Raw genomic sequence first — 12,207 nt, 5'->3', positions numbered from 1 at the left:
CCGCGACCCGCTCCACCCGCGCAACCACCTCGTCGAGCCGACCGCGAAGAGCCGCGCAGGGAGCGGCTCCTCAATGAACACAGCCGTCGAGGGAATCGCGTGCCAAGCGATTCCCCCGCGGCGAACGCGACCCGCTCCACCCGCGCAACCACCTCGTCGAGCCGACCGCGAAGAGCCGCGCAGGGAGCGGCTCCTCAATGAACACAGCCGTCGAGGGAATCGCGTGCCAAGCGATTCCCCCGCGGCGAACGCAACCCGCTCCACCCGCGCAACCACCTCGTCGAGCCGACCGCGAAGAGCCGCGCAGGGAGCGGCTCCTTAAGAGCGCAGCCTCTCGAGCACGACCGCGGCGAGCGTTTCGGCGAGGCGGTCGGCCGTCTCCTGGGTCTTCGCCTCGACCATGACGCGCACCATCGGCTCGGTGCCGGAGGGGCGCAGGAGCACGCGGCCGTCGCTGCCGAGCTCGGCGGTGGCGTCGGCGACGGCGGAGGCGATGACCTCGTCGTCGCGGACGCCTTCGCGGTCGACGCCGCGCACGTTGACGAGGGTCTGCGGGAAGACGGACATGACGGCGGCCAGGTCGGCGATCGTGCGGCCGGTCCGGGCCATCTCGGCCGCGAGCTGGAGCCCGGTGAGGACGCCGTCGCCGGTGGTGGCGTAGCGGCTCATGATGACGTGGCCGGACTGCTCCCCGCCGAGCGAGTAGCCGCCGTCGTTCATCGCCTCGAGGACGTAGCGGTCGCCGACCGCGGTCTCGATGACGCGGATGCCGGCGTCGCGCATGGCGAGCTTGAGGCCGAGGTTGCTCATGACGGTGGCGACGAGGACGTCGTCGCGGAGGGCGCCGCGGCGGGCCATGGCGGTCGCGAGGATCGCCATGATCTGGTCGCCGTCGACGATGCGGCCCTCGGCGTCCACCGCGAGGCAGCGGTCGGCGTCGCCGTCGTGGGCGATGCCGATGTCGGCGCCGGCTGCGCGGACGGCGTCGGCGACGTTGTCGAGGTGGGTCGAGCCCACGCCGTCGTTGATGTTGAGGCCGTCGGGGTCGTTGCCGATGACGGTGACGGTCGCTCCGGCGTCGGTGAACACCTGGGGCGAGATGCCGGCGGCGGCGCCGTGCGCGCAGTCGATGACCACGTGCAGGCCGTCGAGCCGGGTGCCCTCGAGGGATCCGAGCAGGTGGAGGACGTAGCGGTCCTCCGCGTCGGAGAACCGGGTGATGCGGCCGACGTCGGCTCCGGTCGGCGTGAGCGGGGGGACTCCGAGGGCCGCTTCGATGCGGTTCTCGAGCTCGTCCGGGAGCTTGCGTCCGCCGGCGGCGAAGAACTTGATGCCGTTGTCGGCGGCGGGGTTGTGCGAGGCCGAGATCATCACGCCGAAGTCGGCGTTCTCGTCGGCGATGAGGTAGGCGGTGGCGGGCGTCGGGATGACGCCGGCGTCGAGCACGTCGACTCCCGCGCTCGCGAGACCCGCCGCGACCGCGGCTCCGATGAACTGACCGGAGATGCGGGGGTCGCGGGCGAGCACAGCGACGGGCCGACGGCCCTCGGCCCGGGCGGCCGCTCCGAGTACACGGGCGGCCGCCTGGGCGAGGCCGAGAGCCAGGTCGGCCGTGACCTCGCGATTCGCGAGGCCACGGACGCCGTCTGTTCCGAACAGGCGCGGCATGGTGCGCAGTCCCTTCTCGAGCTGCTGGTCGTGCGGCCGTCAGGCCGCGTCGACTAGCGCTTCGAGAACTGGGACGCCTTGCGGGCCTTCTTGAGACCGGCCTTCTTGCGCTCGATGACGCGGGCGTCGCGGGTCAGGAAGCCCGCCTTCTTCAGGATCGCGCGGTTGTTCTCGCGGTCGATCTCGTTGAGCGCACGGGCGATGGCGAGGCGCAGCGCGCCGGCCTGGCCGGAGGGGCCGCCGCCGGTGATCTTGGCGACCACGTCGTAGGAGCCGATCAGGTCGAGCACCTTGAAGGGGTCGGTGATCAGCTGCTGGTGCAGCTTGTTGGGGAAGTACTCCGCGAACTCGCGGGCGTTGACGGTCATGCCGCCGTTGCCGGGGACGAGGCGCACGCGGGCGATGGCCTGCTTGCGTCGGCCCACGGCTGCGCCGGAGACGTTGAGGACGGCGCGGGGCGTCGTGGACGCCTCGGTGGCCGGGCTTTCGGTGGAGTAGCTCTCGGGAGCCACGTCGATCTGGTCTGCGATCTTCGCCACGGTGTAGGTGATCCTTTGTCTTCGAAGTCTGGGGTGTCGGGGAGGGCCGGAGCCTACTGGGCGACCTGGGTGAAGGCGTACGCCTGCGGCTGCTGGGCCGCGTGGGGGTGCTCGGATCCCGTGTAGACCTTCAGCTTGCGCAGCTGGGCGCGGCCGAGGGAGTTCTTGGGGAGCATGCCGCGGATGGCCTTCTCGACGGCGCGGACCGGGTTCTTCTCGAGGAGCTCGGCGTACGTGGTGGCCGAGAGGCCGCCCGGGTAGCCGGAGTGGCGGTAGGCCTTCTTTTGGAGGAGCTTCTGGCCGGTGAGGGCGACCTTCTCCGCGTTGACGATGATGACGAAGTCGCCCATGTCCATGTGCGGCGCGAAGGTGGCCTTGTGCTTGCCGCGCAGGAGCGCCGCGGCGTGGGTGGCGAGACGGCCGAGCACGACGTCGGACGCGTCGATGACGATCCAGTCGTGCTGGACGTCAGCCGGCTTCGGAGAAAAAGTGCGAGTCACGTGAGTGCTGCTTTCTGGTCGGAGTGAGGTGTTCGTGGATCCCGCTCCGTGGCCGTTCGACCCGCGAGGGGCCGAACCGATCCGGTGGAGGGCTCAACTTCGGGCGCTCGGCACACGGCCGAAAACACCAAGGGTCGACATTACAGCAAAGCCCCCGTGCGGCCAAGCACGGATCCTGGCGGCAGGGGCTCCGGCTGCGGTGGCAGCAGGTGCGGCCCGAGCCGCCACGGGGCGCGGGGCGCGGTCGAGCACCCCCGGCTCACTCCGAGTCCTCGAGGTCCGGCCCCTCGGTCCGCACGGTGCGCTTCGCCCGGGTGAGCAGGGCGCGCTCGGCGAGCGCGTCGTCCTCGGGGTAGTCGACCTCGCGGAGGATGAGGCCGCGGGCCGGCATCACCGCGAACGCGTTGGTCCGCCGGGCGGCGTCCCGGAGCAGCGGGACCGCCCCCGCCTCGAGCTTCCCGGCGCCGACCGCGACGCACGCTCCCACGAGGGCCCGCACCATGCTGTGGCAGAAGGCGTCCGCGCGCAGGTGGGCGTGCAGGACTCCGTCGGCGTCGCGCTCCCAGGTGAAGTCGAGCAGGCTCCGGATGGTGGTGGCCCCCACCCGGGCGCGGCAGAACGACGCGTAGTCGTGCAGGCCCAGGAGGGAGCGGGCCGCGGCCGACATCGCGTCGAGGTCGAGGGAGTCGGTGATCCAGGTGGTGTAGGTGCGCTCGAGCGGGTGGCGCATCGAGGAGGCGTCGGCCAGCCGGTACTCGTACCGCCGCCAGCGCGCCGAGAACCGCGCGTCGAACCCCTCCGGCGCCTCCGTCACCCGGTGCACCGAGACGTCGGTGTACTGCCCGAGGATCCCGCGGAGCCGCCGCTCGAGGATCGACGCGGGCGGGAACGGCTCCTCCCCCGGTCGGCGCCGACCGCTGCTGATGCGGCCCCACTGCTCGGGGGTGAGGTCGACGTGGGCGACCTGCGCGCTGGCGTGGACGCCGACGTCGGTGCGCCCGGCGACCGTCACTGTCGGGTGCTGCTCGGAGCGCAGCACCAGGGCGAGGGACTCCTCGAGCACCCCCTGCACGGTGCGCAGGCCCGGCTGCTTCGCCCAGCCGGAGAAGTGCGAGCCGTCGTAGGCCAGGTCGAGGCGGACGCGGTGGAGCATCAGACGAGTCTAGAGCGGGCCGCGGTCACGGCTCAGGCGACCGCGAGCGGGACGTCGACACTCGCCAGGGCCGAGACCGCCCAGCCGACCAGCGTCGACTGCTCGCCGACCGAGGAGACGATCCGCGCCTCCCAGCCGCCCGCGAGGACGGCCAGCTCGGAGGGGGCGGAGGCGATGCCCTGCACCCAGTAGGCGGCCGTGCCCAGCGAGACCGGCACCGCACCGAGCGCCTCGCCCGCACCGGTGAAGGTCTCGACGAGGGGCCCGCGGTGCAGCGTCAGCACGACGGCCGGGTCGCCGCCGTCGACGGCGTAGGAGCACGTGTCGCCCGCGGCGGTGAGCGCCACGGCGCCCGCCGTCAGGCCGGCCTCCTGCTCGACCAGGGAGGCGGGGAGCGCGCTCGCGCAGTCCACGCCCTCTCCCGCCGGATCACTCGACGGCACGGACGGCACGGACGGTGCGGCCGACGGCACCGGGGTGGCGCTCGCGACGCCCGCCGACTCCGGCACGTCGATCACGTCGCCGGAGGCGCAGCCGCTCACTCCGACCGCGAGGGACAGGGCGAGGAGCGCCGCAGCGGCCGAGGATCGCAGTCGCACAGGAGTCCTCCGAGGATCGTCGGGGCGGACCCCGGGAGCGCCGGTCGTGACGCGGCCGCACCCGACGAGCGCAACCGTGCCATCGTAAGCGACGCTTCGCGCCACTCCACCTCGGGGTACGACGAGAGCCCCCCGCCCCGGAGGGGCGGAGGGCTCTCGGCAGAGGGGGCGTGACTACTTGGTCGCGCCGGTCTCCTCGACCGGAGCGTCCTGCGCGGCGTCCTCGACGGGAGCGTCCTGCACGGGCGCCTCCTCGACGGGGGTCTCCTCGGCAGTGGTCTCCTCGGCAGTGGTCTCCTCGGCGGGGGCCTCGTCCACCGGAGCGGACACGGGCGCCGTGGTGGTGCGCGACTTCTTCGCCTTGGGCGTGACGGGCTCGAGGACGAGCTCGATCACGGCCATGGGCGCGTTGTCTCCCTTGCGGGGGCCGATCTTGGTGATGCGGGTGTAGCCGCCCTCGCGCTCGGCGACGAGCGGGGCGATCTCGGTGAAGAGCTCGTGGACGACCGACTTGTCGCCGATCGTCGCGAGGACGCGACGGCGGGCGTGCAGGTCGCCGCGCTTGGCGAAGGTCACCAGGCGCTCGGCGAGCGGACGAAGGCGCTTGGCCTTGGTCTCGGTCGTCTTGATGCTCTTGTGCGTGAACAGGGCCGCGGCCAGGTTCGCCAGCAGCAGGCGCTCGTGTGCGGGGCCGCCTCCGAGGCGGGGGCCCTTGGTGGGCTTGGGCATGGGTTTACTCCAGTACTAAAGGGGTGTCAGCAGGTCGGACGCGAGGAGCCGGGGCTCCGGAGCGGAGGACCTAGATGCTCTCGTCGTCGTAGCTGTAGAAGTGGGCGCCGTCGAACCCGGGGACCGAGTCCTTGAGCGACAGGCCGAGCTCCGTCAGCTTCTCCTTGACCTCATCCACCGACTTCTGACCGAAGTTGCGGATGTTCATGAGCTGCGTCTCCGAGAGGGCGACGAGCTCATTGACGTTGTTGATGCCCTCGCGCTTGAGGCAGTTGTAGCTGCGCACCGAGAGGTCGAGGTCCTCGATGGGCATGGACAGCTCGGTCGAGAGGACCGCGTCGACCGGCGCGGGGCCGATCTCGATGCCCTCGGCCGCGTTGTTCAGCTCGCGGGCGAGACCGAACAGCTCGGTCAGCGTGCGTCCGGCGGAGGCGATGGCGTCGCGCGGCGAGATCGCCGCCTTCGTCTCCACGTCCACGACCAGGCGGTCGAAGTCGGTGCGCTCGCCGGCACGGGTGGCCTCGACGCGGTAGGTGACCTTCAGCACGGGCGAGTAGATCGAGTCGACCGGGATCTGGCCGGCCTCGGAGAACTCGCTGCGGTTCTGGGTCGCCGAGACGTAGCCACGGCCTCGCTCGATGGTGAGCTCGAGCTCGAACTTCGCCTTGTCGTTCAGCGTGGCGATGACGAGCTCCGGGTTGTGGATCTCGACACCGGCCGGAGCCGAGATGTCCGCGGCGGTGACCTGGCCGGCTCCCTGCTTGCGCAGGTAGGCGGTGATCGGCTCGTCGTGCTCGGAGGAGACGACGAGTCCCTTGATGTTCAGGATGATCTCGGTGACGTCCTCGCGGACGCCCGGGACGGTCGTGAACTCGTGCAGGACTCCGTCGATCCGGATGCTGGTGACAGCGGCGCCGGGGATGGAGGACAGCAGGGTGCGACGCAGCGAGTTGCCGAGCGTGTAGCCGAAGCCGGGCTCGAGAGGCTCGATGACGAAGCGGGAACGGAACTCCGAGATGTTCTCCTCGGTGAGCGTCGGACGCTGTGCGATAAGCACTGATGATTCCTTTCGATCACGTGTCCGCTATATGACACGTGCGTTTGCGAGGTGTGGAGTTGTGAAAGAAATGCGCGATCCGCCGGTCGGCCGCACGTGCCGCCCGGAGGCGGTTCGTGCGGCCGACCGACGGCTGCGAGTGCTGCTTAGACGCGACGACGCTTGGGCGGGCGGCAGCCGTTGTGCGCCTGCGGGGTGACGTCGTTGATCGAGCCGACCTCGAGGCCGGCGGCCTGGAGCGAGCGGATCGCGGTCTCACGACCCGAGCCGGGGCCCTTCACGAAGACGTCCACCTTCTTCATGCCGTGCTCCTGAGCCTGGCGCGCGGCCGACTCGGCGGCGAGCTGAGCGGCGAACGGCGTCGACTTGCGCGAGCCCTTGAAGCCGACTCCACCGGACGAGGCCCAGCTGATGACGGCCCCGGAGGGGTCGGTGATCGAGACGATGGTGTTGTTGAACGTCGACTTGATGTGGGCCTGGCCCACAGCGATGTTCTTCTTCTCCTTGCGGCGCGGCTTGCGCGCGGCCGACTTGGGGGTAGCCAATTCTGTATCTCCTCTAGGTCCGTGTCGCCCGCGTTACTTGCGGCCGGCCTTCTTCTTGCCGGCGACGGTGCGCTTGGGTCCCTTGCGGGTGCGCGCGTTCGTCTTGGTGCGCTGTCCACGGACCGGGAGGCCGCGACGGTGGCGGATGCCCTCGTACGAGCCGATCTCGACCTTGCGGCGGATGTCGGCGGCGACCTCGCGGCGGAGGTCTCCCTCCACCTTGTAGTTGCCCTCGATGTAGTCGCGGAGCGAGACGAGCTGGTCGTCGCTGAGGTCCTTGACGCGGATGTTGCCGTCGATCCCGGTGTCGCTCAGGGTCTTGAGCGCGCGAGTGCGGCCGACACCGTAGATGTAGGTCAGTGCGACCTCCACGCGCTTCTCGCGCGGGATGTCTACTCCTGCCAGACGTGCCATTGTGGCTTCTCCTGTGAGTGAGTGGAGGTGTGAAGCAGCACCGGTGCCTCGGCCTCCGACCGAAGGTGTCCTCGCCGTCCACCCCGGGGTCGCCGGAGTGCTGCGCGATTTCTGGTGCTGCGGGTGTGTTCAGTTGTGCAGTGGGGGCGGCACGCCGCCCCTGCGCTCCCTCGCGGAAGCAGCGGGACTAGCCCTGGCGCTGCTTGTGGCGGGGGTTGCTGCTGCAGATGACCATCACGTTGCCGTGGCGGCGGATGATCTTGCAGTGGTCGCAGATGCGCTTGACGCTGGGGTTGACCTTCATTGTTCTTGTCCTTGTTTTCGCTGGCGTCGTGCTCCCGGCGGATGCCGGGGCCGTTCCTTACAGGACACGCACGTCGCGAACGTCAGCGGAGCGAACGTCTACTTGTAGCGGTAGACGATCCGGCCGCGGGTCAGGTCGTAGGGGCTCAGCTCCACGATCACCCGGTCCTCGGGGAGGATCCGGATGTAGTGCTGACGCATCTTGCCCGAGATATGGGCGAGAACTTTGTGTCCGTTGGTCAGCTCCACGCGGAACATCGCGTTGGGGAGCGCCTCGACAACCGCACCTTCGATTTCGATGACACCGTCTTTTTTGGCCATAGCCTCACTGTCGTTCGGAAGTAGTGTGTGTACTGGTCGTGCGAATGTTTCCGCGACGAGCCACCACCGGGCGAGAGCCCGGATCGGGGTTCGCGGGCATGCCGGAGCACGCGCAAAACACCAAGGGTCGATGCTACGCGAATCCCGGCCGCTCCGCCACCTCGGGCGTGTCGCTCCCCGCCTCCGCCTCCGCGCCTGACGCGCGCCCCCTGCCGGGCCCCGCGTCCGTCGCCGCCTAGGCTGGCTCCGTCGAGCCGGAGGGAGAGCACATGGCGCGCACGACGAGGTCCGCGACCGCGAGGCGGAGCTGGTACTCGCACCCGGTGGTGACGGTCCTGGCGGCGATCGCGGTCATCGCCCTGGTGCAGACCTTCTTCGTGAAGGTGTACACGGTGCCGACCGGCTCCATGGAGAACACCCTCCAGGGCGGCGGGTTCTTCGGCGACCGCATCCTGGTCGACCGCACCCTCGCGCTCCAGGGCGGGCCGGAGGAGGGGCAGATCGTCGTCTTCTCGCGCGACGCCGACTGGGGGGCGAGCGACGAGGCCGGCAGCCCCCTCTCCGAGATCGTGAAGACCTTCGGGGACGTCACCAGCATCGGCCCCTCGCACGAGGAGTTCCTCGTCAAGCGGCTGATCGCCGAGGGGGGCCACACCGTCTCCTGCTGCGACGCCGAGGGGCATGTGCTGGTCGACGGGAAGCCGCTCGACGAGTCCTACGTCTTCGAGGACTTCCCCTTCACCCCCGGGACCCTCGACTGCACGACGAGCCCCGCGTCCCTGCGCTGCTTCGACGAGTACACGGTCCCCGAGGGCTCCCTCTTCGTCCTGGGGGACCACCGGTCGAACTCCAACGACTCGCTCGGCGAGTGCCGCGGCGCCGGCGGGCCGATCGACACGTGCGTGAAGACCGTGCCGATCGACAGGGTCACCGGACGCGTCTTCGCCGTGGCCTGGCCGCTCACCCGCTGGCGGCTGTTCTAGCGCTCCGCCCGAGCCGCCGCAGACGACGACGAGGTCCCCCGCGGGAAGCAGGGGACCTCGTCGTCGTTCACCGCCGTGCGGCCGTGGGCCTAGCCGCGGACGACCGCCACCACCCGGTCGAAGAGAGGGTGCTCGGGTGCGAGGCCGGTGACCTCCGCCACGAACTCCTCCGGGCTGAGCGCGGCCAGCTTCGCGTGGAGCTCCACGCTCTGCGGGTCCTCGGGCACGTCGAAGCGCAGCGCGGCGCCGATCGCGGCGAGCAGGCCCTCGGGCGTCCGCCCGCGCTCGGCGAGCTCGGCAGCCGGTCCGATGAAGCGCTCGTGCCGCGACAGCTTCCGCAGCGGCTGGCGCCCCACCCGGTCGACCGTGTCGGTCAGGTAGGGGTTGGCGAAGCGCTTCAGCGTCTTCTCGAGGTAGGCCTGCTGCTCCTCGTCGCTGAAGCCGTGCTTGGCCACGATGAGCGCCTTGGTGTCCTCGAGCGCGGCCTTCACCGCGTCGTGCACCTCGGGCATCGCGAGCGCGTCGGAGAGCTTGTGCGCTCCGGCCGCGAAACCGGTGTAGGCGGCCGTCGCGTGGCCGGTGTTCACCGTGAAGAGCTTCCGCTCGATGAAGGGCTCGAGGTCGTCGACCCAGGTCGCGCCCGGGATCTCCGGCTCGGTGCCCTCGAACGGAGTGCGGTCGACGACCCACTCGAAGAAGCTCTCCACCGTCACGTCCAGGCCCTGGCCCGGGTCCTGGTTGGGGACGATGCGGTCCACCGCGGTGTCGGCGAAGACGGCGCGGGTGCGCAGGCGCTCCCACTCGTCCGCGCCGAGGTTCGCGGCGACCTCGGTCTGCAGCAGGCGGGTCGCGTTGATCGCGTTCTCGCAGGCCATGACCGCCAGCCGCGGCGCCGACTCGTCGCGGGCGGCGAGGCCCTTCGCGATCAACGGGGCGACGAAGCTCAGGATGTTCGGGCCGACGGCCGTGGTGACGATGTCGGCGGCGGCGATCTCGCGGACGAGCGCCTCCTCGTCGACGGCCGAGTCGATCGCGCGGAAGCGGTCGACGACGTGCGTAGCCGCCTCCTCCCCCACCTCGTGCACCTCGTAGCTGTCGGCGGCGGCGAGGCGGCCGATCAGCTCGGAGTTGACGTCGGCGAAGACGAGCTCGTAGCCGGCGCCGTGCAGGATCAGGCCGACGAAGCCGCGGCCGATGTTGCCTGCGCCGAAGTGGACGGCGGTGGGCATCAGGAGTTGACCTCGCCCAGCAGGCTGTAGAGCGACTGCGCGTCCGGGGCGTCGAGGAGCTTCTGCACCTCGTCCTCCTCCGAGAAGATGATCGCGATCTTGGAGAGGATCTCGAGGTGCTCGTTGTCGACGCCGGCGATTCCGACGACGAAGCGCACCTCGTTGCCGTCCCAGTCGATCGGCTGCGCGTAGCGCACGAACGAGAGGGCGGAGGAGCGGATCTCGTCCTTCGCGTCGTTCGTCCCGTGCGGGATGGCGAGCAGGTTGCCCATGTAGGTCGAGACGGTCGCCTCGCGGGCGAGCATGGCCTCGTAGTAGGCGGGGGTGACCGCGCCGACGCCGACCAGCATGTCGGCGGCCTCCTTGATGGCGGCCTCCTTCGTGGTGGCGGTGCCGGAGGCGTCGATCTGTCCGATGGTGAGCACGTCGCTCATGGGGTGCGTCCTTCCGTGGAGGTGCTGACAGCGAGGGAACCCGCAGGGGCGAGCGGAGCGTGTCCGCTCTGTCGCACCCTACGGGTTCCCTCCGAATGGTTGGCGTACTACTTGCCGTGCTGCTCCGCGACCAGCGAGACGACCTCGTCGTACTTCGGGCTGTTCATGAAGTTGTCCACGGAGACGTGGATGGCGCCCGGGGTGCGCTGGCGGGCGCGCTCCGTGAGCTCGGCCTGGGTGATGACCAGGTCCACGTCGTCCTCGAGAGCCGCGATCGCCTTGTTGGTGACCGTGACGTCCTCGAAGCCCGCCTTCTTCATCTTGTTCCGCAGCACCGAGGCGCCCATCGCGGACGAGCCCATGCCGGCGTCGCAGGCGAAGACGATGTTCCGGACCTGGGTGGCGGTGGCCGTGGCCCCCGCGGTCGAGGCGCCGGACGAGTCCTGCGGAGCGTTGGCGCCGCGGGCGTTGATGAGCGAGCCGACGGCGCTCTCCTTGCCCTTGTTCGCCTCGTTGGCGGCGACGGCGGCGGCGAGCTTGTCGTCGCCCTCCTGCTCCGCGGCCAGGTCGCGCTTGCGGCCGGACCGGATGATGACCGAGGCCACCAGGAACGACACAGCGGTCGCGAGGACCACCGAGAGGATGACGCCGAGGAAGCTGTCGTTCGCGGTCTGGAGGAGCACCGCGATGATCGAGCCGGGCGAGGCGGGGGCGCGGAGGCCGGAGTTGAACGCGACGTTCGTCGCGACACCGGTGGCACCGCCGAGGATGACGGCCGCGAGCAGCGCCGGCTTCATCAGCACGTACGGGAAGTAGATCTCGTGGATGCCGCCGATGAAGTGGATGATCGCCGCGCCGGGAGCCGAGGCGCGGGCCGCGCCGACACCGAAGAACGCGAAGGCCAGGAGCACGCCCATGCCGGGGCCGGGGTTGGCCTCGAGGAGGAAGAGGTAGGACTTGCCCGCCTCCTCCGCCTGCTGCACGCCCAGCGGGGTGAGGATGCCGTGGTTGATGGCGTTGTTGAGGAAGAGGATCTTCGCCGGCTCGATGAAGAGCGAGGTCAGCGGGAGCAGGCCCGCGTTGACCAGGAACTCCACGCCCGCACCGAGGGCGGTCGAGAGGCCGACCACGAGCGGCGCGACGCCCGCGAAGGCGAGGAGCGCGAGGAGGAGGCCGAGGATTCCGGCGGAGAAGTTGTTGACCAGCATCTCGAAGCCGGGCTTGATCTTGCCGTCCCAGATCGAGTCGACCTTCTTCATGAGCCACGCCGACAGCGGGCCCATGATCATGGCGCCGATGAACATCGGGATGCCGGCGCCGACGATGACGCCCATGGTCGCGATGGTGCCGACCACGCCTCCGCGGGCGCCGTAGACCATGCGGCCACCGGTGTTCGCGATGAGGAGCGGGAGGAGGTAGGTGATCATCGGGGCGACGAGGCCGGTGTTGACCACGTCGGGATCGGTGCTCCAGCCGCCGAACTGCTGGACCCAGGTGGCGTCGATGCCGAGGAGCGGGAGCCATCCGGTCTGGATGAAGAGGGCCGTGATGAAGCCCCAGGCGATGAAGGCCGCGATGTTCGGCATGACCATTCCCGAGAGGAAGGTGCCGAAGCGCTGGACGTGGACGCGCGCTCCACCGCGCGTCGACGTCGCTGACGTCGTTGTCATGTGGTGTGTTCTCCGATTTCTAGGGGCGGACGACGTCAAGGCGCGGATCGCCGGGGGCAAGAC

15 protein-coding genes are annotated in these 12,207 nt (G+C 70.2%); 1 reads left to right on the top strand and 14 read right to left on the bottom strand.

Translation table 11 applies throughout. The features are described 5' to 3' along the window. Positions 1 to 318: 318 nt before the first annotated feature. From glmM to infA, 11 genes are all read right to left on the bottom strand, one after another. Positions 319 to 1,668 carry a phosphoglucosamine mutase gene (gene glmM, locus C5C24_RS15730; protein WP_104305416.1) on the bottom strand — a complete coding sequence of 450 codons (1,350 nt, stop codon included), beginning with the start codon at positions 1,666 to 1,668 and terminating at the stop codon, positions 319 to 321. Between the two features lie 53 nt (positions 1,669 to 1,721). After that, positions 1,722 to 2,207: a 30S ribosomal protein S9 gene (gene rpsI, locus C5C24_RS15725; protein WP_104225004.1), complete on the bottom strand. Its 486-nt coding sequence runs from the start codon at positions 2,205 to 2,207 to the stop codon at positions 1,722 to 1,724. Between the two features lie 53 nt (positions 2,208 to 2,260). Continuing rightward, complete coding sequence (gene rplM, locus C5C24_RS15720; RefSeq protein ID WP_104225003.1) at positions 2,261 to 2,707, bottom strand: 50S ribosomal protein L13; 447 nt, start codon at positions 2,705 to 2,707, stop codon at positions 2,261 to 2,263. 259 nt (positions 2,708 to 2,966) lie between these two features. Then, the gene (locus tag C5C24_RS15715; protein ID WP_104277910.1) at positions 2,967 to 3,860 is read right to left on the bottom strand and encodes a tRNA pseudouridine(38-40) synthase TruA; all 894 of its coding nucleotides are present in this window, start codon (positions 3,858 to 3,860) and stop codon (positions 2,967 to 2,969) included. 32 nt (positions 3,861 to 3,892) lie between these two features. Beyond that, entirely contained in the window at positions 3,893 to 4,459 is a 567-nt protein-coding gene (locus C5C24_RS15710) for a hypothetical protein (protein ID WP_104305415.1), read from the bottom strand. Between the two features lie 174 nt (positions 4,460 to 4,633). Next, entirely contained in the window at positions 4,634 to 5,188 is a 555-nt protein-coding gene (rplQ, locus tag C5C24_RS15705; protein WP_104305414.1) for a 50S ribosomal protein L17, read from the bottom strand. 70 nt (positions 5,189 to 5,258) lie between these two features. Further along, entirely contained in the window at positions 5,259 to 6,245 is a 987-nt protein-coding gene (locus tag C5C24_RS15700; protein ID WP_104224999.1) for a DNA-directed RNA polymerase subunit alpha, read from the bottom strand. A gap of 146 nt (positions 6,246 to 6,391) precedes the next feature. Then, a complete protein-coding gene (gene rpsK / locus C5C24_RS15695; RefSeq protein ID WP_055787170.1) occupies positions 6,392 to 6,790 on the bottom strand; it encodes a 30S ribosomal protein S11 in 399 nt (132 codons plus the stop codon). Positions 6,791 to 6,823: 33 nt separating this feature from the next. After that, positions 6,824 to 7,204, bottom strand: a complete 381-nt coding sequence (rpsM, locus tag C5C24_RS15690; protein WP_104277907.1) for a 30S ribosomal protein S13 — start codon at positions 7,202 to 7,204, stop codon at positions 6,824 to 6,826. Positions 7,205 to 7,391: 187 nt separating this feature from the next. Continuing rightward, entirely contained in the window at positions 7,392 to 7,508 is a 117-nt protein-coding gene (gene rpmJ / locus C5C24_RS15685; protein WP_055787164.1) for a 50S ribosomal protein L36, read from the bottom strand. 98 nt (positions 7,509 to 7,606) lie between these two features. Beyond that, the gene (gene infA / locus C5C24_RS15680) at positions 7,607 to 7,828 is read right to left on the bottom strand and encodes a translation initiation factor IF-1 (RefSeq protein WP_022883252.1); all 222 of its coding nucleotides are present in this window, start codon (positions 7,826 to 7,828) and stop codon (positions 7,607 to 7,609) included. 269 nt (positions 7,829 to 8,097) lie between these two features. Here infA and lepB point away from each other — a divergent pair, with 269 nt between their 5' ends. Beyond that, a complete protein-coding gene (lepB, locus tag C5C24_RS15670) occupies positions 8,098 to 8,811 on the top strand; it encodes a signal peptidase I (RefSeq protein WP_104277906.1) in 714 nt (237 codons plus the stop codon). Between the two features lie 89 nt (positions 8,812 to 8,900). On the opposite strand, the gene C5C24_RS15665 is transcribed toward lepB, so the two are convergent. The 3 genes from C5C24_RS15665 to C5C24_RS15655 all read right to left on the bottom strand — a co-directional run bounded on the left by C5C24_RS15665 (position 8,901) and on the right by C5C24_RS15655 (position 12,144). Continuing rightward, positions 8,901 to 10,040: a mannitol-1-phosphate 5-dehydrogenase gene (locus C5C24_RS15665; RefSeq protein ID WP_104305413.1), complete on the bottom strand. Its 1,140-nt coding sequence runs from the start codon at positions 10,038 to 10,040 to the stop codon at positions 8,901 to 8,903. Beyond that, entirely contained in the window at positions 10,040 to 10,474 is a 435-nt protein-coding gene (locus tag C5C24_RS15660; protein ID WP_104224996.1) for a PTS sugar transporter subunit IIA, read from the bottom strand. The genes C5C24_RS15665 and C5C24_RS15660 overlap by 1 nt, the downstream gene beginning before the upstream one ends. Positions 10,475 to 10,581: 107 nt before the next feature. After that, positions 10,582 to 12,144, bottom strand: a complete 1,563-nt coding sequence (locus C5C24_RS15655) for a PTS mannitol transporter subunit IICB (RefSeq protein ID WP_104277904.1) — start codon at positions 12,142 to 12,144, stop codon at positions 10,582 to 10,584. Between the last annotated feature and the right edge of the window lie 63 nt (positions 12,145 to 12,207).

This window comes from Rathayibacter sp. AY2B3 (assembly GCF_002931755.1).
Taxonomy (GTDB): Bacteria; Actinomycetota; Actinomycetes; order Actinomycetales; family Microbacteriaceae; genus Rathayibacter.
The sequence above is the reverse complement of the archived record's forward strand: the minus strand, read 5'-3'. Positions and strand labels throughout refer to the sequence as shown.